The sequence below is a fragment of the Allobosea sp. genome, assembly GCF_030695125.1.
GTDB lineage: Bacteria > Pseudomonadota > Alphaproteobacteria > Rhizobiales > Beijerinckiaceae > Allobosea.
The window spans coordinates 286,439-310,598 of the sequence record NZ_JAUYTP010000016.1 but is presented as its reverse complement, the minus strand read 5'-3'; the positions used below and the strand labels follow the sequence as shown (position 1 = coordinate 310,598).

The window sequence follows — 24,160 nt, the reverse complement described above, 5'->3', positions numbered from 1 at the left end:
GCCTCAGCCCAAACTGTCGGCGGCGATGGCAGCGCAACAGCCGAGATTCGCGACCACCGCTGCGCTGATGAGCGCAAAACGGTTGCAGAGAAGGGTGGCTGGCCCGATTTTCCGAGGAGTCGGGAACGATTCGCGAAACCCGACGTTGATCTCGAGCCGCGTCATGCGGCGCAAAAAGGATTTGCCATGAACAGGTCGTCGTTCCTTGCCCGCATCGTCGGCCTTGCTGCTCTCGCAGGCATCGGTCTGGCCACGCCCGCCGCCGCCGCTTCTCCCGAGGCGCTGCCGGCCGCGACCGCGCTTCAGCTCGACGAGCAGGACGTCGCCTTCACGATGACCGCAGCCAAGCAGCGCCGGCTGTACATGATGCAGGAAACCACGCGCCAGCAGCGCTACGGACGCAACGGTTACGGGCGCGGTCCAGTCTATGGGCGCGGCCCGGGCTATGGCCCGCGTCCCGGCTACGGCCCCCGCCCCGGTTACGGCCCGCGGCCCGGCTATCGCCGTTACGACCGTTTCTGATCGCTTCTGATTGCTTTTGACCGCTTCCCCGTCGCGACGGGGAACAACGGGATGTCCTCCTCCCCGCCGCAGCGCCTGACGCGCATCGGCGGGGATTTCTTTTGGCCTGGCCCTTGCGCGGGGCAGGGCTTTCTCGGGGTCAGACCGCGCGCCGTTCCGGGCGCCCCCGGGGAATCTGAGAGCTGGATTCAGAGAACCTGACTCAGGAACAACCGCGTCCGGTCAAAGCGCGGGCTGGCGAAGAAGATCTCGGGCGGCGCCTCCTCGACGATCTCGCCCTGGTCCATGAAGATCACCCGGTCGGCGACCTTGCGGGCGAAGCCCATCTCATGGGTGACGACGAGCATCGTGATGCCGCTCTCGGCGAGCTCGACCATCGTGTCGAGGACCTCGTTGATCATCTCGGGATCGAGCGATGAGGTCGGCTCGTCGAACAGCATGATTTTCGGCCGGACGCAGAGGGCGCGCGCGATGGCGACGCGCTGCTGCTGCCCGCCGGAGAGCTGGAGCGGATATTTGCGGGCCTGCTCGGGGATGCGGACGCGGGCCAGGAACTCCATGGCGAGATCCTCGGCCTCCTGCTTGGGCATCTGTCGCACCCATGTCAGCGCGAAGGTGCAGTTCTCCAGCACGGTCAGATGCGGGAACAGGTTGACCGACTGGAAGACCATGCCGATCTCGCGGCGGATGGCGTCGTTCTCGCGCAGGTCCCGGCCATAGGCGCGGCCATGGATGCGGATCGTGCCCTCCTGATGCCGCTCCAGCTGGTTGATGCAGCGGATCATCGTCGACTTGCCCGAGCCCGAGGGGCCGCAGACGACGATGCGCTCGCCCTCGCGCACCCGCAGGTCGATGTCCTTGAGCGCATGGAAGGCGCCGAACCATTTGTTCACGCCGACGAGCTCGACCGGAAGCTCGCCCGAAACCGCATCGGTCATCGGCGCTCTCCCGCCGAGAGGCGCTGCTCGAGGTTGAGGCTGTATTGCGACATGGTGAAACAGACCACGAAGTAGATCATCGTGATGAAGAAGAACGGCTCAAGGAAGAGCCCGAGCCAGCGCGTATCCTCGGCGACGGCGCGCGACATGCTCAGCAGATCGAACAGGCCGATGATCGAGACCAGCGTCGTGTCCTTGAACAGGCCGATGAAGTTGCCGACGATCGTCGGGATCATGATCTTCAGCGCCTGCGGCATGATCACCAGGCCCGTCGCCTGCCAGAAGCCGAGGCCCATGGCGGAGGCCGCCTCATACTGGCCGCGGGGAATGGCCTGCAGGCCGCCGCGGATGACCTCCGCCATATAGGCCGAAGCGAACAGGCAGACGGCGACGATCGCCCGCAGCAGCTGGTTGACCTCGACGCCGACGGGCAAAAACAGCGGCAGCATGGTGTTGAACATGAACAGGATGGTGATCAGCGGCACCGAGCGGAACAACTCGATGAAGACGGTGCAGAGCAGGCTGATCAGCGGCATGCGCGAGCGCCGCCCCAGCGCCAGCACGATGCCGGCCGGCAGCGAGAAGGCGATGCCGATGCCCGAGATCACCAGGGTCAGGAACAGACCGCCCCAGACCCGGGTCGGAACGAAGGAGAGCGACAGCGCCTGCACGGCGATGAACGCGACGACATAGAGCGCCAGGAGCGCCGCGAGCTGCCCGTTGCGCCGCGCCGCGTCGCTGCCACCGCCGGCGCCGAGAGCGGCCACCGCGAAGCGGCTGAAACTCAGCCCGCTGACGGTTTCGGTCGCCGCCGTCAGCAGCGCCCAGAGAAAACCGGCGAGCCCGAGCGCGATCAGCGCGCTCCAGATCACGCCCTTCTCCCCGCCAAGAAAAAAATACGACACCAGCAGCGGAAACAGCAGCACCAGCGACAGGCCGATCAGGGCCTTGGACTGGACGCGGGGCAGCCAGAGCGGAAGGGCCCAGAGCACGAGGACCAGCCCGGCGAGATTGATCCGCCAGACCTGGTCCTTCGGGTAGAGCCCGTAGATGAGGTTGGGGATCCAGGCGATGACGCCCGGCCAGCAGGCGCCAGAGCGGCCGACCTTGTCGAGGCATTCGCGCCGGTTGGCGGCCTCCCAGACGGCATTGCCGACCGCCCAGGTCAGGATCGTGTCGAAGAAGGCGTAGACGATCCAGATGCCCAGCACGGTGACCAGCGCGTTGGGAATGCTGGAGAACATGTTCTGGCGGACCCAGCCCTGCACGCCGAGCGTGCTGGCGGGTGCGGCGCGCGGCGGCCTGGGCCGGAAGATCTCGGCGGGCGGCTGGCCGGCCAGGGGGGTGTCGCGGCTGACGACCTCGCTCATCGCTCAGCGCTCCCTGATCAGGATGGAGCGGTTGTAGCGGTTCATCGCCAGCGACACCGCCAGGCTGACCAGGCAGTAGAACCCCATCGTCATGGCCACGATCGGAATGGCCCGGCCGGACTGGTTGAGCGAGGTGTTCATGAACACGCTGACGAGATCGGGGAAACCGATCGCGATCGCCAGGGACGAGTTCTTGGTGACGTTGAGATACTGGCTGATCAGCGGCGGAATGATCACCCGCAGCGCCTGCGGCAGGATGATCGAGCGCATCGTCCGGCCGGGCGGCACGCCCAGCGCTCGCGCCGCTTCGGTCTGGCCATGGCTGACCGACTGGATGCCGGAGCGCACGTTCTCGCCGATGAAGCAGGAGGTGTAGATCGAGAGCGCGATGATCAGCGCGCAGAAGGAGGGCGGGATGTTGATGCCGCCGACGAAATTGAAGCCGCGCAGTTGCGGCATGTCCCATGACACCGGTGCGCCCGCCACGAGGGTCGCCAGCAGCGGCGGCCCGATCAGCAGAGCCAGGACCGGCAGCAGGACCGGCCGGATGCGGCCGGTGTTTTCGCGTTCCCGGCGGACGAAGCGGGCCCAGACCACCGCACCGACGAGGCCCAGCCCCAGCGCCGCCAGCACGACACCGAAGCCGTCGGCGATCACGGGCGCGGGCATGTAGAGCCCGCGGTTGTTGAGAAAGAACGCATCGAGCCAGCCGGCGCTGTCGCGCGGCCGCGGCAGAAGCGTGAAGACGCCGAAATACCAGGCGATGATCTGGAGGAGCAGCGGTGTGTTGCGCAGCACCTCGATGTACCAGCGCGCCACGTTGCGGATGACCCAGTTGTTCGACAGCCGCGCCAGCCCGACAAACAGGCCCAGGATCGTCGACAGCACGATCGCGACGACCGCGACCAGCATGGTGTTGGCGATGCCGACCATGAAGACGCGCAGATAGGTGTCGCCCTCGCGATAGGGGATCAGGGTGAAGCCGATGCCGAACCCCGCGGAGACGCCGAGAAAATCGAACCCCGCCGACATGTCGCGCTGCGACATGTTCTCGATCGTGTTGCTGACGAGGTACCAGAACAGCAGCACGACGGCAGCGAGCGTCACCGCCTGATAGACGACCGAGCGGACCGTGGCGTTGTTGAACAGGGCGATCAGACGCGCGCCTGCGCCTGGCGGGGCCGGACTGTCGAGAAGGGCCATGGGGACCTCGCGCCGTTGGGCTCATGCGGCCGCTGACGGGCCGTCGCTGGCAGCCGTGACGATGGCGGTGGCGAAATGACCGGAAGCCACTCCCGTTCCCGCGGCGCGGGAACGGGAGTGGCCGTCAGGACCAGCGCGACCGGGCGAACGCCGGGATCACCGGAACGGCATCGGGTAGAGGATGCCGCCCTTGCTCCAGAGCGCGTTCAGCGAACCGTCGCGGGGAATGTTGACCGGCGTCTTGACGCCGACGCTGCGCTCGTAACTCTCGGCGTAATTGCCGACATGCCTGAGCACACGGACCATGAAATCCTTGGGCAGGCCCATGCCCTCGCCGATATTGCCCTCGACGCCGAGCAGGCGGCGGATGTTGGGATTGGCCGACTTCGTCATTTCGGCGACGTTGGCGGAGGTGACGCCGAGTTCCTCGGCCTCGATCATGCCAAACAGCGTCCAGCGCACGATGTCGCCCCAGTTGGCGTCGCCATGGCGCACGACGGGGCCGAGCGGCTCCTTCGAGATGGTCTCGGGCAGGAGCATGTGGTCATCGGGCTTGGCCAGCGACGACCGGCGCGAGGCGAGGCTCGATTTGTCGTTGGTGTAGGCGTCGCAGCCGCCCGACAGATAGGTCTCGACGAGGACGTTGATGTTCTCGTTGGTGACCGGCTTGAAGGTCATGTTGTTGGCGCGGAAATAGTCGGCGAGGTTGAGTTCGGTCGTCGTGCCGGTCAGCACGCAGACGGTGGCGCCGTTGAGTTCCTTGGCCGATTTGATGTTCGAGGCCTTGGGCACCATGAAGCCCTGGCCGTCGTAGAAATTGACGCCCGCGAATTCGAGGCCGAGCTGCGTGTCGCGCACCGCCGTCCAGGTCGTCGTGCGCGAGAGCACGTCGGATTCGCCGTTGGCGAGCGCGGTGAAGCGCACGGCCGAGGTCACCGACTGGTATTGGACCTTCTTGGGGTCGTCGAAGATCGCCGCCGCGAGTCCGCGGCAGATATCGACGTCCATGCCCGACCAGGTCCCGTCGGCGGCCAGCGAATAGAATCCCGGCGTGGAGGGGCCGACCTGACAGTTGAGGGCGCCCCTCGCCTTGATCTGCGCGAGCGTGGCCTGCGCTGAGGCTTCCGCGGAGAGCCCTATGGTAACGGTTGCAACGCCCAAAAGGGCAAGCAGGCTCCTCAAACTTGGCTTCTTCATCGGTCTCGTCCCCTCTTTTTGATTTGTGCAGGCCAGTTCGGGTGGTCGCATGGTCAGGCAAGGCCTATGCCAATCGCCGGATTGTCTCGGATCCGGGCGCAGGCGCGTCTCGTGGCGACGGCGGGCGGTGCCGGACGAGAGCCGCCCTATCGCACCGGCCTTCCGGCCGTTTAGAACAAGCGTGTTCGACAAAACGGAGCCAATCAACATGACAAAAAAAGTGGCAGTCGTCACGGCCGGTGGCAGCGGCATGGGCGCGGCGACGGCGCGCCGTCTTGCCGCGGATGGCTATGAGGTCGCGATCCTGTCCTCCTCGGGCAAGGGCGAGGCGCTGGCCAGGGAGTTGGGCGGGCTCGGCGTCACCGGCTCGAATCTGTCGGGCGACGACGTCAAGCGCTTGGTCGACCTGACCATGGAACGCTGGGGCCGCGTCGATGCGCTGGTCAACAGCGCCGGCCATGGACCGCGCGCGCCGATCCTGGAGATTCCCGACGAGGACTGGCAGCGCGGGCTCGACGTCTATTTCCTCAGCGCCGTGCGGGCGATCCGGCTGGTGACACCGATCATGCAGGCGCAGAAGGCGGGAGCGATCGTCAACATCTCGACTGCCTGGGCCTTCGAGCCCGATGCGATGTTCCCGACCTCGGCGGTGGCGCGGGCAGGTCTCGCCGCCTTCACCAAGATCTTCGTCGACAAATATGCGCCCGACAACATCCGGATGAACAATGTCCAGCCCGGCTGGATCGACAGCCTGCCGGCGACCGACGAACGCCGCCAGCGCGTGCCGATGGGGCGCTATGGCACGAGCGCCGAGATCGCCGGCACGATCGCCTTCCTGCTGTCGCCCGATGCCGGCTACATCACCGGCCAGAACATCCGCGTCGATGGCGGGATCACCCGGTCGATCTGACGGGCCGGTCAGCCGGTCCTAACGGATGTCGCGGGCCGTCAGCCGCGGCCAGTTCTTCTCCGAGCGGGCGAGGTATTTGGCGGTATCGCCTGACCAGGTCTCCCGCACGCCGAGATCGTAGTTCAGGTAGAGCCGGCCCTCGACGATCGACCAGGCTTCGGGCTCGATCTTGACGAGATAGCCGCGCGAGGTGCCATAGGCGCAAAAGCCGCCATAGGCCGGCTTGTAGCGCTCGGGATCGGCCAGGAAGAGGGCCTTGTTGGCGGCGCTGGCGAAGTGCCAGGTCGCGCCGCCATTCATTACCGCGTGCTCGGCCGAGCCACGGCGCGGGCCGCCCTCGCGGAAATAGGCGACGGGGTCGTAGCCGCGGATCGCGACGCCCGCCGGCGAGCCCAGCGTGTTGACGGGGCGGCCGGCCGCAGCCAGCACCGCGCCCGGCAGGGCGAAGGCGGCGGCGATGACCAGCAGGCCGCGGCGGGTAAGCGCAGGCGCGCCGGGGCGGCCCAAGGCCTCGTTGGACGTCTCATTCGGCATGGTGAGATCTCCGGCGCTTCAATGCGCGATGGCGAGCGGGGTCGCGGCGACGGCCAGCGCTGCGGCGAGGCCCGTGCGGTTCGTTGCCAGGCGGGCGAGACGGCGGCTGGCAAAGGGATTGTGCCCGCCGCGCCGGGCGAGGCGCTCGCGCAGGACCTGCGAGGCGCGATCATGCGCGCCCGACCGGATCAGGCTCTCGATATAGGCCTGCTCGAACAGGTCGCGCTGGGCATGGCTGCCGCCGATGGCGACCAGGCCGCCCCGCGCCGCGCCGAGCAGGCGGGCAGCCTCGGCATAGTCGCGCTCATGGAAGGCGATCAGGCCGAAGGCGGCAAGCGAGCCGCTGCGGGCGGCGGCGCGCCGCTCGCCGCTTTGATGGCCCCTTGTGTCGTCGACGAGGCTGCGGGCGATCTCGGCGGCCGCGCCCCGACGCCCGGCGCCGAGCAGGGCGAGCGCATAATGCAGATCGGCGAAGACGAGCCTGCCGTCGCCGACGCGACCCTCGGCCTTGGCCGCAAGTTCCTCCCAGCGCGTGCCGACATCGACCCCGGCATAGCCGAGCCGGGCGAGCAGCGCCGCGCCATTGGCGATGTCGCGGTAATCGTCGGTCTGCTCACCCCGGATGCCCTCGTCATAGAGGCGCAGCACCTCGGCGGTCTCGCCGCGCTCCAGCCGGAACAAGGCGAGATGCCAGGTGATGTGAAAACGGAAGTTGTTGGCATGGGACCAGTTGCGCGCGTCGCCAAGCCAGGCGACGCCCTCCTCGGTCCGGCCGGTCATCTCCAGCACATGGGCGACCGCATGGCGTCCCCAGGCGTCGCGGGGAGCGAGTTCGACTGCGCGACGACCGGCAGACTCCGCCTCGCGGTAGAAGCCGCGCTCCTCCAGCGCGAAAGCGTAACAGCCCGAGACATAGCCAGCGAAGGGGTGAGCCACCGAAAACCGCGGCATGAGGCGGCGCAGGGACGCCAGCATCTCGCCCTGGTCCCCGAGCATGAAGCGGATGCCATGCGAGAGCTTGAGCGCCAGCACATCCTGGGGGTGATCGCCTAGCACGGCCTCGAGCGTCTGCGCCGCCCGGCGCGGCTTGTCCGCGAGCCAGAGCGCGAGCGCATCGACGAATTTCGCCTCCCGCGTCGTGACCGGGCACTCCGTCATGGCGCGGCGGGCGGTCGCCAGGCAATCGCGCGCAGCGCCCGTCAGTTCCGGCCGCGCCAGCGTCAGCAGCATCAGGCCCTTGGCGGCATGGGCGAGCGCGAAGCCGGGATCGGCCGCGAGCGTGCCCGCGAGATGCTGCGGGGTCGAAGCGGCATGGGCGAGCATCGCCTCGAGCGTGTCGTTCCAGGCCAGCCTTGCCGCATCGTTGGCGACGCTGATCGCGTCGCCCGAGAGATCGTGGAACATGCGTTCAAACTCCATCGCGCCGGCATCGAAGGCTTCGGCTTGCGAGTGACTTCGCAACGGCGCGATCAACCGCCGTTCAACTCGCTTCACGCAGCCGTGAAGCGGCGGGGACAGGCGCATCGGCGGGCGGCCTGGGCGCCACCGGATGCCCCGCGCCCGACCAGGGCGAACGCTTGAACCAGGCGACGACGCAGGCAACGCTGAGGATCGCGCCGAAGCCGGCGAGGTTTAGCAAAGCGACCACGGCGCCGCCCTGCCCGGCCATGTCGGCCGCCGTGCCGGCCAGCCGCGCCAGCACGATGCTCGCCAGGAACGCCGCCAGCGATTGGCGCCCGATCAGGATCAGCAGATGCCCGACCCCGCTGTCGAGCCGTGCCCGCCAGGGCTCGATCAGGCTCAGCACGAGATAGGCCAGCGCCAGAAAATGCAGGATGCGCAGGGGGTGGAGCTGGCTTTTCTCCGTTTCGCCGGGGAGCACCAGATCGCGCAGGCCCTGCCCGGACGGCCAGTGCGCCAGCAGGCCCCAGAAGGAGAAGGGCACCGAGACGGCAACGATAATCGCCGCGGCGATCACCCACCGCCGCTGGCGCAGGGGCGGCACAGGCAGCCATTTCATCGCGATGAAGAAGCCGATGAAAAAGATCGCCTGCCAGGCGAAGGGGTTGAGGAACCAGCCGGCGCCGTTCCAGGGGTTGCCGGTGAGATTGAGCCCCTCCGTCCAGACCAGCGCATAGAGCAGCGCCGCCATCAGGAAGGGCAGCGCCGGATGCCAGAGCCGCAGCGCCATCGCCACCGGGATCAGCGCGAGGATGACGAGGTAAATCGGCAGGATGTCGAGGTAATCGGGCTGCCAGGTCAGCGTCACCAGCCCCAGCAGAGCGCGCTCGGGATCGGCGACGAGCGGGCCGAACTGCGCCGCCAGATCGGCCCGGCCAAAGAGGCTGTCGATGAGGGCTGCCAGCGCGATGAGCGCCACGACGAGGCTGATATGGGCCCAGTAGACCTGCCAGAGTCGATAGAGGATGCGCGCCGTGCCGAGCCACCAGCCACGCCGCACGAAGGTGCTGCCAAAGGCGAGCGCGCTGGCAAAACCCGAGCAGAACACAAAGAGTTCGGCGCCCGAGGAGAAGCCGAAGCGCGCCGGAATCCAGGCGTTCCAGCTGTTGGCCGGCACATGCGCGATAAAGATGATCAGCATGGTCAGCCCGCGAAAGACGTCGAGCCGTTCGTCGCGGGGCCTCTTCACTTTGGGCGCCGGCTCGCCCATCAGAACGCCCCCTCATAGGCAGCCGCATCGATGCGGCAGGCGAGCACGCTGAAGCCCGGGCGGGCGAAGGCGTCCTTGGCCTCCCGCGCCAGCGTCGCGGCATCCGAGATCGTCGCGCCGTGGCCGCCCATCGCCTGCGCCACCGCAGCGAAATCGCTGGCGCCGAAATCGACCCCGGCGCGGGCCAGCCCCATCTGCTTCTGCTTCAGCGCGATCAGTCCGAGGCTCTGATCGACCAGGACGACGACCACCACCGGCAGCGCGAGATCGCGCAGGGTCGCCAGTTCGCCGAGCACCATTTCGAGGCCGGCATCGCCGACGAAGCACAGCGTCGGCTGCCCGCTGCCCAGGGCGGCGCCCGTTGCCAGCGGCAGGGCGCAGCCCATGGTGCACAGGCCGGTCGATTGCAGCAGCCGGCGCGGTCCGTCGCAGGACCAGACCTGCGAGAGCAGGATGCGGTGCGCGCCGGAATCGGCCGTCGCGATCGTGGCGTGCGGAGCCACCGCGCGCAGGGTGTCGAAGACCGCATGGGGCCCCCAGGCCGAGGGCGCGGCGAAGGTGGCGCGAAGATCAGCGCGGGTCCTGGCCGGCTCCCGGTCAGGCCATGTCGCCGCGGGCGGGAGGCCCTCGCCGAGGCGCTCCAGGATGGACCCGACCTGGCCTTCGAGCAGCAGCGTCGCGCTGTGCATGCCATGCGGCAGGGCCTGCGCGACGATGTCGATCACCGGCTTGTCCGCCGGCCAGGGGTGACGCCAGCCCTGGCGCATTTCGATGGGGTCGTAGCCGGCGAGCACGATCAGATCGGCGGCCTCGATCAGCGGGCGGACCAGCGCATCGGCTTTCGGGGACAGGCCGACGCCGCCGATGACGCGCGGATCATCCTCGCGGACCAAGCCCTTACCCTTGTAGGTTGTCAGGAGCGGCGCGCCGGTTCGGTCGAGGAAGCGGCGCAGCGCATCCGCCGCGTTCTCGTTGACCAGATCGAGCCCGGCCAGCACCAGCGGCCGGCGCGCCGCGGCCAGCATCGCGCGGGCGACTTCGAGATCGGCTGGGATCGACGCGGCCGGCGCCATGGCGGCCGCTGCGGGCGATGGCTTGGCGCGCGCTTCTGCCACCGCGATCGGCAGATCGATATGCACCGGCCCGGGCCGGCCGGAGCGCGCGATGGCGAGCGCCTTGTCGATGACGAGCGCCTCCGTCCCCGGCGCCGCGCGGAAGCTCGCCTTGACGATCGGGCGCAGCAGCGCCTGATGGTCGAAGACCTGGTGGGTGTAGCTCTCGGCCAGAGCCTGATCGACGCAGCCGGTGATGAAGAGCAGCGGCACCCGGTCCTGCTGGGCATGGGCGATCGCGGTCACGGCGTTGCTGACGCCCGGTCCCAGCGTCGCGACCAGAATGGGCACGGCGCCGGTGACATGCCAGAGCCCTTCCGCCATGAAGCCGGCGGCATTTTCGTGCCGGGCGAGCTCGAAGCGGATGCCGGCGCGCCCGAGCGCATCGACCAGCGCCAGCACCTCGCCGCCGGGAATGCCGAAGGCATGGGTCGCGCCGGCCGCCTTCAACCGGGACGCGATCACGTCGGCGCCGGTGGGCTCGGCGACGAGGCCCGCGGGCAAGGGCGTCTGGATGGTCATGCAGGCGGTCTCCCTGGCCGGCGCGGCGGCTTTGCTCAGGACAATCGCGCCGCCGGCCCCAAAGGTTACCGCTTCACGGAAAGGTGATCCGTTGCCCGTCGCTCCGGCCCCATCGTCCGCAGCCAAGCCCGCTCGATCCAGGCAGGATCGACCCCGTGCCCGCCCTCGTGCAGGCAGAGTTCGAGCGGGGCATCGCCCGGCGCGGCGAGCGCGCGGCAGGACAGGCCCGATGGCTGCGTCGGAATGTCGGCGACCGTCACGGCCGGGGCCGTCGGCGCGAGAATGGCCAGGCTCCTGAAGACGTCGCCCTGGCGAAAGCCGTTGCGCAGGGCGCGGCCGGCGAGCGGCACGGTCATGTCGGCCGTCCCGTGCATATGGATCAGCGGGGGGCGTGGCGAGGCGCAGGAGGCCGGCAGCGGCTCCCAGAAGGCGCCGGCGACCGGGGCGAAGGCCTTGAAGCGGTCAGGCATGCGGCAGGCGAGATACCAGACCATCGAGCCGCCCTGCGAGAAGCCGCTGGCCATGATCCGGCTGGAATCGACGGGAAAACGGCTGGAGACATCGTCGAGAACCTGCGCGACGAAGGCGAATTCGTCGCGGTGGCGGCCGGGCGATCCGGGATAGGACCAGGTCTTGCCGGCGCCGTCGGGCGCAATCAGCGCGACGCCGAGGCGCGAGGCCAGCGCCTGCAGCCCGGCATCGGCCAGCGTCTCCTCGGCCGAGCCCTGCCAGCCATGGAAGAACATGATCGCGCCGCGCTTCTCACCGTCCGCCGGGGGCGGCTCCGGCAGGATCAGGCGGTAGCGACCATCCGCGACGGTGCAACCCCGCTCCGCCGGACAGGCGTCGCGTGGCTGGGCGCTCGCCCCCGACGTCCAGGCAGCCAGGGCGAGCGCGGTCAGCAGGAGGCGCGTCATCGAACCGGACCTCATCAGCGGACCCCTGCCCTCGCGTCGGCCACATCAGGCGCATGGCCTGACCGAGAGGACGCCGAGCCCGACCTTCTCACGCTAAAGCCGATCTCCGTCGCCCGCGAGCCGCGCTCGCCGGCTTGTGAGCGGACTTGCGCCGTGGCAGAGGGCAACACGCTCTCTGTCCGCTCGCTGGAACGCCCCATCCGTGTCGCTCGACGATCTCGAAGCCGCGCTGCGCCCCGCCTTCCTGGCGGGCCTGGCGGGAGACGCCGCCGCCTATCGCCGCTTCCTCGACCTGATCGGCGGGCGGCTGCGCGGTTACTTGCGCGGACATCTGGCGCGGGCCGGCCTCGCCGGCGCCGACGAAGCGGAGGACGTGCTGCAGGAAACCTTGCTGGCGCTGCACCTGTCGCGCCACACCTATGACCCGGCGATCCCCGTCTCGGCCTGGGCGCATGCGATCGCGCGCTACAAGCTGATCGACCATCTGCGCCGCTCCGGCCGCCATCGCGGACATCTGCCGATCGACGACGAGGCGCCGATCCCGGTGGCGCCGACCGGGCCAGCGATCTACGCCAAGCTCGACATCGAGCGCGCGCTGGCGGGTCTGCCCGAACGGACGCGCGGCCTGATCGACCGCGTCAAGCTCCAGGGCGGCAGCCTGGCCGAGGCGGCCAAGGCGGCCGGCATGACCGAGACGGCCGCCAAGGTCGCGCTGCATCGTGGCCTGAAAGCCATGGCGAAGATCCTCACCCGGCGCGGCACGCGGCCGCCCTGAGATGCCCACCGATAAGCCGCGTAACTTTTTCGCGCGCGTTTGCGAACTTCCGTGATGCGACCAACCCCGTCCGTTCGAGCTTGCCATGAAAACCGATGATCTCGTCGCCCTGCTGGCGACCGATGCCGGGCCTGTCGACACCGCCGGCCTGACCCGCGGCACGGCCCTGATCGCGCTCGCGGGGCTGGTGCTGACGTCGGCGGCGCTGGTCGTGATGCTCGGGCTGCGGGCCGATCTCGCCGCCGTGCTGGCGACGCCTCCCGTGCTCGCGAAATTCGCCCTCGGCGGGGCCGTGGCCGGCTTTGCGCTGGTCGCCTTCCAGCGCAGCCTGCGGCCCGGACGCGCCGCATCGGGCGTGCTGGCGCTCGTGTTGCTGCCGCTTGCGGCGATGTTCGCCTGGGCGCTCGCGACCTTGACGGGGCGCCCCACCGGCGACTGGACGGGGCTCGTCTTCGGCAAGACCTGGGGCGCCTGCGTCGTCTTCGTGACGCTCTACGCCATGCTGCCCTTCGTGGCCCTGCTCGCCTTCGCGCGGCGCGGCGCGCCTGTGAATCCGCGTCTGTCGGGGCTCGCAGCCGGGATCGGAGCGGCGGGGCTGGCGACCATCGCCTATGCGCTGCACTGCCCGGAGGATGCCGTGCCCTTCATCGCCGCCTGGTATCCGCTGGCGATGGCTATCGCGGCGGGCCTGGGCGCCCTGGCGGGGCCGCGCCTGCTGCGCTGGTAGCAGCCGACCGGCGCGCTGGTCTCAGCCCTTGCGGGCCGAGACGATGAAGCGGTCCTGGCTCGCCCGTTCGAGGCGCTGATGCAGCGGCATGAAGCGGCCCTGCGCGCGGTGGATGGCGCGCAGGTCGCGGTCGATCACCACGTCGATGAAGCCGGCTTCCCGCAAGAGGCGCGCGACCTCCTCGGGCCGGCAGCCTTTCGCGAAATAGACGCGCGAGACGATCTCGTCATGCGCAGCTTTGTAGGGCGCGGGGGGCTTGGGGGCGGCCAAGCGGCGGGCCAGCGCCGCCAGCAACCGCAGCGCCCGGCCGTTGCCGGGGCGCGGATTTGTCATGTCGACATCGACGATGGCGACGCGGCCGCCGGGCTTGAGCACGCGATGCCATTCGCGGAAGGCGGCCGGCGGATCGGGCAGTGTCCAGACCAGATGGCGGGTCGCCACGGCGTCGTAGCTCTCGGAGGCCTCCAGCGTGTCCTCGGCGTCGCCGGCATAAAGCCGGATCGGCTTGCCGACCGTCTTGGCCCGGGCGCGGGCGAGCATTGCCTCCGAGAGATCGAGCCCGGTGACGGCATAGCCGAGATCAGCCAGCAGGAGCGAGATGACGCCGGTGCCGCTGGCGAGGTCGAGCGCCCTCGCCGCCGCCGCAGGGCGACCGAGATGGCGGGCGAACAGCGCGAGCCAGGCCTGCCGCTCCGCCACCGAGAAGATCTCGTGGCCGGGCATGGTGTCGAAGGTTTCCGAGCGCATCGACCAGAAGTCGCGGATCTCGTCCTTGAGGCTGAGATTGTGGTGCAGGGTTGTCATGGCTGGCGGCTTCGTCCGCTGATGCGATGCCAGGGGAGAACCACGAAAACGAGCCCGGGCGCAAGTCACACCGGCGCATATCTGGTGTCGATCGCACGAATACTATCGAATACGACGCGTCGCGTTTTTGTTTATAATAATTCCAGAAGATAAATCTTGACCGGGCCGGGAGACGGACCTAGGAGCCGGCGACTTCTCCCGGAGGTCTCCCCCATGTCTTTCCTGCGCGCCTTTCTGCGGCCGGCCGCCATCACAGCGGCGCTGTTCGTCGCCACCGCCCCCGCCTTCGCCGACAAGGTCTCCGTCACCGACGTGCTCGGCCGCACAGTCTCGGTCGAGGCGCCGGTCCAGCGCGTCATCCTCGGCGAGGGCCGGCAGATGTATTTCGTCGCCGCACTCGACCGGGACGGTCCGTTCAAGCGCGTCGTCGGCTGGCGCGACGACCTCTCCAAGGCCGATCCCGACAGCTACAAGCAGTATCTGGCGCGCTATCCGCAGATCGCCAAGTTGCCGAGCTTCGGCGGCATGAAGGAAGGCGCCTTCGACATCGAGCAGGCGATCGCGCTGAAGCCCGACGTGCTGTTCCTCAATGTCGAGGCCAAGGTCGCCAGCGACGAGGCGAGCCTGGTCGACAAGCTCGCCGCGGTGGGCATCCCCGTGGTCTATGTCGATTTCCGCGAGAAGCCGTTCCAGAATACCGAGCCGTCGATGCGCCTGATCGGCAAGCTCTTCGGCAAAGAGACCATCGCCGAGGACTTCATCGCCTTCCGCGCCGGCGAGATCGCCCGCGTGACCGAGACACTCGCCAAGGTCCAGGGGCTGAAGCGCCCGCTGGTGATGATGGAGCGAGCCGGCGGCTATTCCGATGATTGCTGCATGTCGTTCGGCAGTGAGAATTTCGGCAAGATGGTCGAGATCGCCGGGGGCAAGAACTTCGCCTCCGACCTGATCCCCGGCACCTTCGGCACCGTCAATCCGGAAGCCGTCGTCGCCGCCAATCCCGACGTCGTGATCATCACCGGCGGCAACTGGGGCGCCTATGTGCCCGGCGGCGCCTGGGTCGGGCTCGGGCCCGGCACCGACATGGTCGAGGCGCGCCGCAAGCTCGCCAACCTCGCCAAGCGGCCGGCCTTCAGCCAGACCAAGGCGGTCAAGGACGGGCGCGTCCACGCGATCTGGCACCAGTTCTACAACAGCCCCTATCAGTTCGTGGCGATCCAGGAGATCGCGACCTGGCTGCATCCCGAGCTGTTCAAGGACCTCGACGCCAACGCCACGCTGAAGACGCTGCATGAGCGCTTCCTGCCCCTGCCCTATGAGCCGGGCTACTGGGTCACGGTCGCCGGCAAGTGACAGCGCAGGTCAGCCAGACGCCGGTGGCCACGACAGCCGCCCGCCCGGCACTGCCAGGCCAACTCGCCTATCGTGCGCTGACGCTGCGGCGGCGGCTGATCCTGCTCGGGATGTTTGGCCTGCTGCTGGCGAGCCTCGTCGTCGACATGATGCTGGGGCCGGCGCGCTACAGCGTCGGGCAGGTGCTGGCGACGCTGCTGAACCCCTCCGAGGCGCCGGCTGCGCTGCGCGTCGTGATCTGGGACATCCGGCTTCCGGTCGCGCTGATGGCGGTCGTCACGGGGGCCTCGCTGGCGATCGCCGGCGCGCAGATGCAGACGATCCTGAACAACCCGCTCGCCAGCCCCTTCACGCTGGGCATTTCGGCGGCGGCGAGCTTTGGCGCGGCGCTGGCGCTGGTTTTCGGCGTCGGGCTGCTGCCGGTCGCGGCCGACTACATCGTGCCGATCAACGCCTTCGTCATGGCGATGGGCGCCGCCATGCTGATCCATGTGCTCAGCCAGTCGCGCGGCGTCACCACCGAGACGGTGATCCTGCTCGGGATCGCGCTGGTCTTCACCTTCAATGCGCTGCTGGCGCTGCTGCAGTTCTTCGCCTCCGAGCAGGCGCTGGGCGCGGTCGTGTTCTGGACGATGGGCTCGCTGACCAAGGCGAGCTGGCAGAAGCTCGCCATCACCACCGCGGTGCTGGCCTTCACGCTGCCCTTCTTCCTGCGCCGCGCCTGGGCGCTGACGACGCTGCGGCTGGGCGACGACAAGGCGGCGAGCTTCGGCATCAATGTCCGCCGGCTGCGGCTGGAGATCATGCTGCTGGTCAGCCTGCTCGCCGCCGTGCCGGTCTCCTTCGTCGGCACGATCGGCTTCATCGGGCTCGTCGGGCCCCATATCGCGCGCATGGTGATCGGCGAGGACCAGCGCTTCTTCGTGCCGGCCTCGGCGCTGGCGGGGGCGGCGATCCTCTCGGCCTCCTCGGTGGTGTCGAAGTCGCTGATCCCCGGCCTGATCTTCCCGATCAGCATCGTGACCGCGCTGATCGGCGTGCCGTTCTTCTTCAGCCTGATCATGGCGAGCCGGAAGCGGTCATGGTGATGTCAGCATGATCCATCTCGCTCTCAAAGATGTCGGCGTCTCCTATGGAACGCGCCTTGTTCTCAGCGGCGTCGACGCGGCCGATCTGCATGGTGGCGAGGTCGTCGCGCTGATCGGCGCCAATGCGGCCGGCAAATCGAGCCTGTTCCGGCGCATCGCCGGGCTGGCGGGCGGCGAGGGCAGCGTGACCATGGGCGGCGAGAGCCGGATCGCCGGCCGTGCCGCGCCGCGCTGCTGCTACCTGCCTCAGGACACGGCGGTGAATGCGGTGCTCAGCGTCTATGAATCGATCCTGCTCGCTCTGAAGCAGGGCGGCTCCTGGTCGGTCAGCGACGCCGAACTCCAGCAGATCGACGGCGTGCTGCGCGACCTCGAAATCGAGGATCTCGCCTTCCGGCCGCTGAGCGAGCTCTCGGGCGGCCAGCGCCAGCTCGTCTCGATCGCGCAGACGCTGGCGCGCGAGCCCGATATCCTCCTGCTCGACGAGCCGACCAGCGCGCTCGACCTGCACAGGCAGTTCGAGGTGCTGAGCCTGGTGCGCCGGCTGGCGCGCGAGCGCGGCATGCTGGTGCTGGTCTCGATCCACGACCTCAACCAGGCGCTGCGCTTCGCCGACCGGGTGATGGTGCTGGCGCAGGCGCGCCTCATCGCGATGGGCGATCCGCGTGCGATCGTGACCCCGGCCCTGCTCGACCAGGTCTATGGCGTGCGCGCCCGCGTCGAGACGCTGGCGGGTGGCGAGCCCTATGTGCTGGTCGAGGGATCGAGCCGTCAGGCCGGCTAAATCAAGCGAGCGACTTAGCCGGAGCGTTCACCCCTGCGGCGGGCCCCGCTCGTCGGGACGGGCGAGACGCCCTTCCTCGGCCTTGTGGAAATACTGCGCCGCGACCAGCCAGCCCTTGAGCGGCTGCAAAGGTGGAATGCAGGTCAGCAGGATCAGCGGCAGCGTCGTGACCAGATGCACCCAAGTTGGGGGATTGTAGGTCAGTTCGAGCCAGAGCGGGAAGGCGGCCGCCGGCACGCAGACGAACATCATCACGAAGAAGGCAGGCCCGTCCGCCGGGTCTGCGAAGGAATAATCCAGCCCACAGACCTCGCAGGAGGGGCGGATCTTCAAGAAGCCCTTGAAGATATGGCCCTTGCCGCAGCGGGGACAGCGGCCGCGCAGGCCGGTCTGGAGCGGCGACAGAGGCGGCCACGACTCGGCGGACATCGAATTCTCCTCATACAGATGCCGCAAAAATGGGCATGGGCCCGACATGGGCGCCACCATCCCCAAAGGCAATCGCCTCGCACGCATCGCCGGACTGCATCGGCGAGGCGCCACGCGGTCTTGCCGGAAACAACGTCAAATTGCCGTGCGCGATCCCCTGAAGCGGGGGGACGGGACGGTTTGCCGCAGCCGGCTCAGATGTGGATGGCGTGGCCGAGTGCCTTGAGCGCCGCCTCCTGGAAGCCTTCGCCCAATGTCGGATGGGCGTGGATCGTGCCGGCGACATCCTCCAGCGTCGCGCCCATCTCGATCGCCAGGCCGAAGGCGGTCGAGAGTTCCGAGACGCCGCAGCCAACGGCGTGGATGCCGAGCACCAGCCCGTTCTGCGCTTGGGCGACGATCCTGACGAAGCCCTGCTCGCCATCGCGGGTCATGGCGCGGCCATTGGCAGCGAAGGGGAACTGGCCGACCCGGACCTCGTGCCCGGCGCGGGCCGCCTCGTCGGGCGAGAGGCCGACCGAGACGATCTCGGGATCGGTAAAGCAGACGGCGGGGATGGCGCGCTTGTCCCAGGCGCGTGGCAGGCCGGCTGCGATCTCGGCCACCATCTCGCCCTGCGCCATGGCGCGATGCGCCAGCATCGGCTCGCCGGTGACGTCGCCGATCGCGAAGATGCCGCGCATCGAGGTCTCGCAGCGGTCGTTGATGCGGATGAAGCGCCCATCCATGTCCAGTACAAGCTCCTCCAGCCCGATCCCGGACGTGACGGGGGCGCGGCCAACGGTGACGAGGATCTTGTCGGCTGCGATGCGGCGCTCCTGCCCGTCGGCCGTCTCGACCAGCAGCGCATCGCCCGAAAGCGCAACGCCGCGCGCCTTGGCGCCGAGCAGGACCTCGACGCCGAGGGCGGTCAGCCGCTTGGCAACGGGTGCCGTCAGCTCCGCATCGTAGAGCGGCAGGATGCGGCCTTGCGCTTCGACGATGGTGACCCGGCTGCCGAGCTTGGCGAAGGCGATGCCGAGTTCGAGCCCGATATAGCCGCCGCCGACGACGGCGAGACGCTGCGGGACTTCCGCAAGGGACAGCGCCTCGGTCGAGGAGATTACGGGTCCGCCGAAGGGCAGGAAGGGCAGTTCGACCGGCCCGGAGCCGGTGGCGATGACAATGCGCTCGGCGCGGATCACCTTCGGGCCCGTTTCCGTGTCGACCACGACCGTCTTGCCATCGCGGAAGCGGGCGCGGCCCTGGACGATCTTGACCTTTGCCTTGCGCAACAGGCCGCCAACGCCGTTGTTGAGGCGGCCGACGATGCCGTCCTTCCAGGCGACGGCCTTGGCGAAGTCGAGCGCAGGCGCACCGGCGGTCAACCCGAAGGGCGTCTTGCCGGCGGCGGCGTGGGCGGCCTTCTCATACTCCTCCGCGACATGGATCATCGCCTTGGAGGGGATGCAGCCGACATTGAGGCAGGTGCCGCCGAGCTTGCCGGCCTCGACGATGACGGTGTCGAGGCCGAGCTGCCCGGCGCGGATGGCGCAGACATAGCCGCCGGGCCCGGCGCCGATGACGAGGAGCTTGCAGGTGATCTCGGTCATGATGCGGCTCCGCCGGGAAAGGGGACAGCTTTCCATTGCAAACGCGCCGTCGTCCCGGGCGACCGGAAGGAGACCCGGGACCCATTCCGGAACGGTTCAGGCATGGATCCCGGATCTCCGCTCCGCTGCGTCCGGGATGCCCCGGTGACGTTGATCAGCACAAATCCCACCGCATCACCCATCGATGAACAGCGTCGCCGGGTTCTCCAGCAGCTCCTTGAGCCGCTGCACGAAGACGGCCGCGTCCCAGCCGTCGACGACACGGTGGTCGAAACTGGAGGAGAGGTTCATCATCTTGCGCGGCACGAAGGTGGTGCCGTCCCAGACCGGGCGGACCATCATCTTGTTGACGCCGACGATGGCGACCTCCGGATGGTTGATCACCGGCGTCGTGGCGATGCCGCCCATGGCGCCCAGCGAGGTGATGGTGATGGTCGAGCCGGTGAGCTCGTCGCGGGTGGCGGTGCCCTGCCGGGCGCGCTCGGCGATGCGGTTGAGCTCCAGCGCGCAGCCGAAGATGTCGCGCGCCTCGGCATGCTTCACCACGGGGACCATCAGCCCGCCCGGCGTCTGCGTGGCGATGCCGAGATGGATGCCGGCATGCTGGCGCACGATGCCGGCCTCGTCGTCATAGAGCGCGTTCAGGTTGGGCTGCTCGGCCAGAGCCTTGGCCATGGCACGCATCAGGAAAGGCAGCAGCGTCAGCTTCGGGCGCTCGGGCGTCGGCTTCTTGTTGAGGACGGCGCGCAGATCCTCCAGCGCCGAAACGTCCACCTCCTCGACGATGGTGATGTGCGGAATACGCGCCTTCGACAGCGCCATCTTCTCGGCGATCTTGCGCCGGAGGCCGACGACCTTGATCTCGCTGATGCCGGTCTTCTCGGCGAGGCCGGGCTTGCGCTCGGCTTCGGGCCCGCGCAGCAGGAAGGCGTCGAGATCCTCGTGCAGGATGCGCCCGGCCGGCCCGGTGCCAGCGAGCTGTCGCAGGTCGAGGCCGGCCTCGCGGGCCTTGAGTCGCACAGCCGGAGAAGCAAGAGGCCGTTCTCCGGGCGCGCGCCGCGGCAGGGCCGGGGCGGGAGCGGAGGCGCCCGAGAGCGTCTTGGTGGGCCTCGGCACGGTCATGGCGCGGGGCGGTTCGTCAGCCGTCGGAGGCTTCGCGGGAGGGACGACCGGCACCGGTGCGGAAGCCGGGGCGTGTTCACTGGCCTCGGCGTCCGCCGGCGCAGCGTCCTCAGCCGGCGCGTCCTCCGCTCCGGCCTCGCCCGCAACCTTCAGCTTCACCAGCGCCGAGCCGATCGCGACCGTGTCGCCGATCTCGGCGCCGATCCAGGTGACCTTGCCGTCGACCGGGGCCGGGATCTCGACGGTCGCCTTGTCGGTCATCACCGCGGCGAGCAGATCGTCCTCGCGGATGATGTCGCCGACCTTGACGTGCCACTCGACCAGCTCGGCCTCGGCGATGCCTTCCCCGACATCGGGGAGCTTGATGATGCGCTCGGCCATCAGCGGCTCTCCATGATCTCGCGCAGCGCCTGGCCGACGCGGGCGGGGCCGGGGAAATAGGCCCATTCCTGGGCATGCGGATAAGGCGTGTCCCAGCCGGCGACGCGGCGCACCGGCGCTTCGAGATGGTAGAAGCAGTTTTCCTGGACCAGCGCGGCGAGTTCGGCGCCGAAGCCCGAGGTCAGTGTCGCCTCATGCAGGACCATGCAGCGGCCGGTCTTGGCGACAGAGGCGGTGATGGTGTCGAGATCGAGCGGGACGAGGGTCCGCAGATCGATCACCTCGGCATCGATGCCGGTCTCCTGTGCCACCGCTTCCGCGACATGGACCATGGTACCGTAGGTGATGATGGTGACGGCCGATCCTTCTCGGCGGATCGCGGCCTTGCCGAGCGGCAGGGCAAAATGCCCCTCGGGCACCTCGCCGAGTTCATGCTTCGACCAGGGCGTGACCGGCCTGTCGTGATGGCCGTCGAAGGGGCCGTTATAGAGGCGCTTGGGCTCGAGGAAGATCACCGGGTCGGGATCCTCGATCGCGGCGATCAGCAGGCCCTTGGCGTCATAGGGGTTGGACGGCACCACGGTCTTAAGGCCGGCGACATGGGTGAAGAGGGCCTCGGGGCTCTGGCTATGGGTCTGGCCGCCGAAAATGCCGCCGCCGGTTGGCATGCGGATCACAATCGGGCAGGTGAAGTCGCCATTCGAGCGGTAGCGCAGCCGCGCCGCCTCCGAGACGATCTGGTCATAGGCCGGGTACATGTAGTCGGCGAACTGAATCTCGATGCAGGGCCGCAGGCCGTAGGCCGCCATGCCGATCGCCGTGCCGACGATGCCGGCCTCGCTGATGGGCGCATCGAAGCAGCGGTTGACGCCGTATTTCTGCTGCAACCCATGGGTGCAGCGGAAGACGCCGCCGAAGAAGCCGACATCCTCGCCATAGACCACGACATTCTCGTCGCGGCCCATCGAGACGTCCATGGCGGAGCGGATCGACTCGATCATCGTCATGCGGGGCATGAGATGCTCCTCCCGTCATTGCGAGCGAAGCGAAGCAATCCAGCCGGCCCGCTCGACGTCCCCCTGGATTGCTTCGTCGCTGCGCTCCTCGCAATGACGGCGTGATGCTCGCGTGCCGAGGCCATCCTCACACCCCCAGCTGCTGGCGCTGGCGGCGCAGATGCGGCGGCAGCTCGGCATAGACGCCCTCGAACATGTCGCGCGCCGAGGGCTTGCCGCCGGAATGCAGCGTGCCGAAGCTCTCGGCCTCCTTCTGCGCGGCGATCACCGTCTCCAGGATCTCGGCCTGCGTCTGCGTGTGGCGCTCCTCGCTCCAGGCGCCGATCGCGATCAGGTGCTCCTTCAGCCGAAGCAGCGGATCGCCCAGCGGCCAGCCGTCGGATTCCTGCTTGGGCCGATAGGCGGAGGGGTCGTCCGAGGTCGAATGCGCGCCGGCACGGTAAGTGACGTATTCGACGAGCGTCGGCCCGAGATTGCGGCGGGCGCGCTCGATGGCCCATTGCGCCGCGGCGTAGACCGCGAGGTAGTCGTTGCCGTCGACGCGCAGAGCCGGGATGCCGAAGCCCAAGCCGCGCGCCGCGAAGGTGCCCGAGCCGCCACGCGCGATGCCCTGGAAGGTCGAGATCGCCCATTGGTTGTTGACGACGTTGAGGACGACGGGCGCCTTATAGGTCGAGGCGAAGACGAGCGCGGCGTGGAAATCCGATTCGGCGGTCGAGCCGTCGCCAACCCAGGCGGCGGCGATCTTGGTGTCGCCCTTGATCGCGGAGGCCATGGCCCAGCCGACAGCCTGGACGAACTGCGTGGTGAGGTTGCCCGAGATCGAGAAGAAGCCGCTCTCCTTGGAGGAGTACATCACCGGCAGCTGGCGGCCCTTCAGCGGGTCGCGCCCGTTGGAGTAGATCTGGCACATCATGTCGACGAGCGGATACTCATGGGCGATCAGCAGCCCCGCCTGGCGATAGGTCGGGAAGTTCATGTCGCCGTCCGACAGCGCGATGCGGAAGGCGCAGCTCACTGCCTCCTCGCCGGTGTGCTGCATGTAGAAGGAGGTCTTGCCCTGGCGCTGGGCCATCTGCATGCGCGCATCGAAGCTGCGCAGCGTCATCATGTGGCGCAGGCCCCGGATCAGATCGTCGGGGCTGAGATCGGGCACCCAAGGGCCGACAGCCTGACCCTCGCGATCCAGCACGCGGATGATCGAATAGGCGAGGTCGCGAATGTCCTTGGGGTCGACATCGACCGGCGGGCGCTCCACCGAGCCCGCCTTGGGGATCACGACATGGGAGAAGTCGGGCTGCTCGCCTGGGCGGGACGCCGGCTGCGGCACGTGAAAGCGAAGGGGTGTGTCGGTCATGCGCTCCGTCCCTGATCCGCCATATCGTCCGGTCGGCCAGCATTCCGCCGTCCGGGCCGGACGGCAAGCCGTCCGTTTCCGCGGGGCTTTGGTCGCAAGCGGCGACGCATCCCTCTTGCCGTCAGGCTAGCCCGGAGCCGGCGGAGATTCCTGTCGAAATCAGTTGCGTCCGGAACCGTCTACGGAAATATCTTCTGTCTTCTACTCACAAAGCAGGATGATGTTCCGTGATACCGCGCAACCGCCGGAGCGATGAACCGGATGCCACCGATCTGCGGATTCTCTCCGCGCTGCAGGAGGACGGCCGTCTGACCGTCAATGCGCTCGCCGAAAAGGTCGGGCTTTCGCCCTCGCCCTGCTGGACCCGGGTGAAGCGGCTGGAGGAGAGCGGGGCGATCGAGAAATACGTCGCGGTGCTCGACCAGAAGGCGCTGGGCTTCGGCAATGTCGTCTTCGTCGAGATCACGCTCGACAAGCATGACGACAAGATCCTCGACCATTTCGGCGAGGCGCTGACCCGGATTCCGGAGGTGGTCGAGGCCTATCTCGTCACCGGTGAATACGACTATCTCGTCAAGGTCGTCGTCAGCGGCACCGACCATTACGAGCGCTTCCTGCGCGAGACGCTCTACCGCATCCCCGGCATCCGCCAGACGCGCACGACCTTCGGCTTGCGCACGCTGAAGCGCGCGATCTCGATCGACCCGCTGAAGATGCCGCGGCCGTGAGGGGATTGAGCCCGCCCGAACCCGCGAGGTCGTCCCGGGCTTGACCGGGACCCATTCCGGAACCTCTCCGTCAGCGCTCCGGAATGGATCCCGGATCTCCGCTTCGCT

Annotated in this window: 23 protein-coding genes; 8 read left to right on the top strand and 15 right to left on the bottom strand. The window is 68.5% G+C overall.

Annotated elements, in window-relative coordinates; translation table 11 throughout:
* Positions 1-186 precede the first annotated feature (186 nt).
* Positions 187-522 carry a hypothetical protein gene (locus Q8S38_RS04750; RefSeq protein WP_305679268.1) on the top strand — a complete coding sequence of 112 codons (336 nt, stop codon included), beginning with the start codon at positions 187-189 and terminating at the stop codon, positions 520-522.
* A gap of 188 nt (positions 523-710) precedes the next feature.
* Here the strand turns inward: Q8S38_RS04750 and Q8S38_RS04745 are convergent, their stop codons facing one another.
* From Q8S38_RS04745 to Q8S38_RS04730, 4 genes are all read right to left on the bottom strand, one after another.
* On the bottom strand, positions 711-1,460 hold the full coding sequence (locus Q8S38_RS04745; RefSeq protein WP_305679267.1) for an amino acid ABC transporter ATP-binding protein: 750 nt from the start codon (positions 1,458-1,460) through the stop codon (positions 711-713).
* Positions 1,457-2,830, bottom strand: a complete 1,374-nt coding sequence (locus Q8S38_RS04740; protein WP_305679266.1) for an amino acid ABC transporter permease — start codon at positions 2,828-2,830, stop codon at positions 1,457-1,459. Before Q8S38_RS04740 ends, Q8S38_RS04745 begins: the two co-directional genes overlap by 4 nt.
* 3 nt (positions 2,831-2,833) lie before the next feature.
* Positions 2,834-4,033, bottom strand: coding sequence for an amino acid ABC transporter permease (locus Q8S38_RS04735; RefSeq protein WP_305679265.1), 1,200 nt, complete (start codon positions 4,031-4,033; stop codon positions 2,834-2,836).
* Between the two features lie 156 nt (positions 4,034-4,189).
* Positions 4,190-5,230, bottom strand: a complete 1,041-nt coding sequence (locus tag Q8S38_RS04730) for an amino acid ABC transporter substrate-binding protein (RefSeq protein WP_305679264.1) — start codon at positions 5,228-5,230, stop codon at positions 4,190-4,192.
* 208 nt (positions 5,231-5,438) lie between these two features.
* Here Q8S38_RS04730 and Q8S38_RS04725 point away from each other — a divergent pair, with 208 nt between their 5' ends.
* On the top strand, positions 5,439-6,140 hold the full coding sequence (locus tag Q8S38_RS04725; RefSeq protein ID WP_305679263.1) for an SDR family oxidoreductase: 702 nt from the start codon (positions 5,439-5,441) through the stop codon (positions 6,138-6,140).
* 18 nt (positions 6,141-6,158) lie between these two features.
* On the opposite strand, the gene Q8S38_RS04720 is transcribed toward Q8S38_RS04725, so the two are convergent.
* The 5 genes from Q8S38_RS04720 to Q8S38_RS04700 form a co-directional block, all read right to left on the bottom strand.
* Complete coding sequence (locus tag Q8S38_RS04720; RefSeq protein ID WP_305679262.1) at positions 6,159-6,674, bottom strand: YHS domain-containing (seleno)protein; 516 nt, start codon at positions 6,672-6,674, stop codon at positions 6,159-6,161.
* Positions 6,675-6,692: 18 nt separating this feature from the next.
* Complete coding sequence (locus tag Q8S38_RS04715) at positions 6,693-8,078, bottom strand: tetratricopeptide repeat protein (RefSeq protein ID WP_305679261.1); 1,386 nt, start codon at positions 8,076-8,078, stop codon at positions 6,693-6,695.
* Positions 8,079-8,154: 76 nt separating this feature from the next.
* The gene (locus tag Q8S38_RS04710) at positions 8,155-9,324 is read right to left on the bottom strand and encodes an OpgC family protein (protein ID WP_305679260.1); all 1,170 of its coding nucleotides are present in this window, start codon (positions 9,322-9,324) and stop codon (positions 8,155-8,157) included.
* A 20-nt stretch (positions 9,325-9,344) separates the two neighbouring features.
* The gene (locus tag Q8S38_RS04705; protein WP_305679259.1) at positions 9,345-10,979 is read right to left on the bottom strand and encodes a thiamine pyrophosphate-binding protein; all 1,635 of its coding nucleotides are present in this window, start codon (positions 10,977-10,979) and stop codon (positions 9,345-9,347) included.
* Positions 10,980-11,044: 65 nt separating this feature from the next.
* Entirely contained in the window at positions 11,045-11,896 is an 852-nt protein-coding gene (locus tag Q8S38_RS04700) for a CE1 family esterase (protein WP_305679258.1), read from the bottom strand.
* A 202-nt stretch (positions 11,897-12,098) separates the two neighbouring features.
* On the opposite strand from Q8S38_RS04700, the gene Q8S38_RS04695 reads away from it, so the two are divergent.
* Together Q8S38_RS04695 and Q8S38_RS04690 are read left to right on the top strand one after the other, a co-directional pair.
* Positions 12,099-12,671 (top strand): sigma-70 family RNA polymerase sigma factor, encoded by a 573-nt coding sequence (locus Q8S38_RS04695; RefSeq protein WP_305679257.1) that lies wholly within the window; start codon positions 12,099-12,101, stop codon positions 12,669-12,671.
* A gap of 85 nt (positions 12,672-12,756) precedes the next feature.
* Positions 12,757-13,398, top strand: a complete 642-nt coding sequence (locus Q8S38_RS04690; RefSeq protein WP_305679256.1) for a DUF1109 domain-containing protein — start codon at positions 12,757-12,759, stop codon at positions 13,396-13,398.
* A 21-nt stretch (positions 13,399-13,419) separates the two neighbouring features.
* Here Q8S38_RS04690 and Q8S38_RS04685 read toward each other — a convergent pair whose 3' ends face one another.
* Positions 13,420-14,202: a class I SAM-dependent methyltransferase gene (locus tag Q8S38_RS04685; RefSeq protein WP_305679255.1), complete on the bottom strand. Its 783-nt coding sequence runs from the start codon at positions 14,200-14,202 to the stop codon at positions 13,420-13,422.
* Between the two features lie 213 nt (positions 14,203-14,415).
* On the opposite strand from Q8S38_RS04685, the gene Q8S38_RS04680 reads away from it, so the two are divergent.
* Genes Q8S38_RS04680 through Q8S38_RS04670 form a run of 3 tightly spaced genes read left to right on the top strand, consistent with a single transcriptional unit; the run spans position 14,416 to position 17,427 of the window.
* A complete protein-coding gene (locus Q8S38_RS04680) occupies positions 14,416-15,555 on the top strand; it encodes an ABC transporter substrate-binding protein (protein WP_371125830.1) in 1,140 nt (379 codons plus the stop codon).
* A 23-nt stretch (positions 15,556-15,578) separates the two neighbouring features.
* Positions 15,579-16,643 carry a FecCD family ABC transporter permease gene (locus tag Q8S38_RS04675; protein WP_305679376.1) on the top strand — a complete coding sequence of 355 codons (1,065 nt, stop codon included), beginning with the start codon at positions 15,579-15,581 and terminating at the stop codon, positions 16,641-16,643.
* A 7-nt stretch (positions 16,644-16,650) separates the two neighbouring features.
* Complete coding sequence (locus Q8S38_RS04670) at positions 16,651-17,427, top strand: ABC transporter ATP-binding protein (protein ID WP_305679254.1); 777 nt, start codon at positions 16,651-16,653, stop codon at positions 17,425-17,427.
* Positions 17,428-17,454: 27 nt separating this feature from the next.
* On the opposite strand, the gene Q8S38_RS04665 is transcribed toward Q8S38_RS04670, so the two are convergent.
* The 5 genes from Q8S38_RS04665 to Q8S38_RS04645 form a co-directional block, all read right to left on the bottom strand.
* Entirely contained in the window at positions 17,455-17,856 is a 402-nt protein-coding gene (locus Q8S38_RS04665) for a DUF983 domain-containing protein (protein WP_305679253.1), read from the bottom strand.
* A gap of 194 nt (positions 17,857-18,050) precedes the next feature.
* Positions 18,051-19,448: a dihydrolipoyl dehydrogenase gene (lpdA, locus tag Q8S38_RS04660; protein ID WP_305679252.1), complete on the bottom strand. Its 1,398-nt coding sequence runs from the start codon at positions 19,446-19,448 to the stop codon at positions 18,051-18,053.
* A gap of 174 nt (positions 19,449-19,622) precedes the next feature.
* Positions 19,623-20,951 (bottom strand): dihydrolipoamide acetyltransferase family protein, encoded by a 1,329-nt coding sequence (locus tag Q8S38_RS04655; protein WP_305679251.1) that lies wholly within the window; start codon positions 20,949-20,951, stop codon positions 19,623-19,625.
* Complete coding sequence (locus Q8S38_RS04650) at positions 20,951-21,967, bottom strand: alpha-ketoacid dehydrogenase subunit beta (RefSeq protein ID WP_305679250.1); 1,017 nt, start codon at positions 21,965-21,967, stop codon at positions 20,951-20,953. The genes Q8S38_RS04655 and Q8S38_RS04650 overlap by 1 nt, the downstream gene beginning before the upstream one ends.
* A gap of 127 nt (positions 21,968-22,094) precedes the next feature.
* Complete coding sequence (locus Q8S38_RS04645) at positions 22,095-23,324, bottom strand: 3-methyl-2-oxobutanoate dehydrogenase (2-methylpropanoyl-transferring) subunit alpha (protein ID WP_305679249.1); 1,230 nt, start codon at positions 23,322-23,324, stop codon at positions 22,095-22,097.
* Positions 23,325-23,551: 227 nt separating this feature from the next.
* On the opposite strand from Q8S38_RS04645, the gene Q8S38_RS04640 reads away from it, so the two are divergent.
* The gene (locus Q8S38_RS04640; RefSeq protein ID WP_069053540.1) at positions 23,552-24,052 is read left to right on the top strand and encodes an Lrp/AsnC family transcriptional regulator; all 501 of its coding nucleotides are present in this window, start codon (positions 23,552-23,554) and stop codon (positions 24,050-24,052) included.
* Positions 24,053-24,160: the final 108 nt, after the last annotated feature.

What these genes read in the sequence shown, in the direction of transcription:
- Q8S38_RS04750 (WP_305679268.1), top strand. Translation starts at nt 187, where the DNA reads ATGAACAGGTCGTCGTTCCTTGCCCGCATCGTCGGCCTTGCTGCTCTC.
- Q8S38_RS04745 (WP_305679267.1), bottom strand. Translation starts at nt 1,460, where the DNA reads ATGACCGATGCGGTTTCGGGCGAGCTTCCGGTCGAGCTCGTCGGCGTG.
- Q8S38_RS04740 (WP_305679266.1), bottom strand. Translation starts at nt 2,830, where the DNA reads ATGAGCGAGGTCGTCAGCCGCGACACCCCCCTGGCCGGCCAGCCGCCC.
- Q8S38_RS04735 (WP_305679265.1), bottom strand. Translation starts at nt 4,033, where the DNA reads ATGGCCCTTCTCGACAGTCCGGCCCCGCCAGGCGCAGGCGCGCGTCTG.
- Q8S38_RS04730 (WP_305679264.1), bottom strand. Translation starts at nt 5,230, where the DNA reads ATGAAGAAGCCAAGTTTGAGGAGCCTGCTTGCCCTTTTGGGCGTTGCA.
- Q8S38_RS04725 (WP_305679263.1), top strand. Translation starts at nt 5,439, where the DNA reads ATGACAAAAAAAGTGGCAGTCGTCACGGCCGGTGGCAGCGGCATGGGC.
- Q8S38_RS04720 (WP_305679262.1), bottom strand. Translation starts at nt 6,674, where the DNA reads ATGCCGAATGAGACGTCCAACGAGGCCTTGGGCCGCCCCGGCGCGCCT.
- Q8S38_RS04715 (WP_305679261.1), bottom strand. Translation starts at nt 8,078, where the DNA reads ATGTTCCACGATCTCTCGGGCGACGCGATCAGCGTCGCCAACGATGCG.
- Q8S38_RS04705 (WP_305679259.1), bottom strand. Translation starts at nt 10,979, where the DNA reads ATGACCATCCAGACGCCCTTGCCCGCGGGCCTCGTCGCCGAGCCCACC.
- Q8S38_RS04700 (WP_305679258.1), bottom strand. Translation starts at nt 11,896, where the DNA reads ATGACGCGCCTCCTGCTGACCGCGCTCGCCCTGGCTGCCTGGACGTCG.
- Q8S38_RS04690 (WP_305679256.1), top strand. Translation starts at nt 12,757, where the DNA reads ATGAAAACCGATGATCTCGTCGCCCTGCTGGCGACCGATGCCGGGCCT.
- Q8S38_RS04685 (WP_305679255.1), bottom strand. Translation starts at nt 14,202, where the DNA reads ATGACAACCCTGCACCACAATCTCAGCCTCAAGGACGAGATCCGCGAC.
- Q8S38_RS04680 (WP_371125830.1), top strand. Translation starts at nt 14,416, where the DNA reads ATGTCTTTCCTGCGCGCCTTTCTGCGGCCGGCCGCCATCACAGCGGCG.
- Q8S38_RS04670 (WP_305679254.1), top strand. Translation starts at nt 16,651, where the DNA reads ATGATCCATCTCGCTCTCAAAGATGTCGGCGTCTCCTATGGAACGCGC.
- Q8S38_RS04665 (WP_305679253.1), bottom strand. Translation starts at nt 17,856, where the DNA reads ATGTCCGCCGAGTCGTGGCCGCCTCTGTCGCCGCTCCAGACCGGCCTG.
- lpdA (WP_305679252.1), bottom strand. Translation starts at nt 19,448, where the DNA reads ATGACCGAGATCACCTGCAAGCTCCTCGTCATCGGCGCCGGGCCCGGC.
- Q8S38_RS04655 (WP_305679251.1), bottom strand. Translation starts at nt 20,951, where the DNA reads ATGGCCGAGCGCATCATCAAGCTCCCCGATGTCGGGGAAGGCATCGCC.
- Q8S38_RS04650 (WP_305679250.1), bottom strand. Translation starts at nt 21,967, where the DNA reads ATGCCCCGCATGACGATGATCGAGTCGATCCGCTCCGCCATGGACGTC.
- Q8S38_RS04645 (WP_305679249.1), bottom strand. Translation starts at nt 23,324, where the DNA reads ATGACCGACACACCCCTTCGCTTTCACGTGCCGCAGCCGGCGTCCCGC.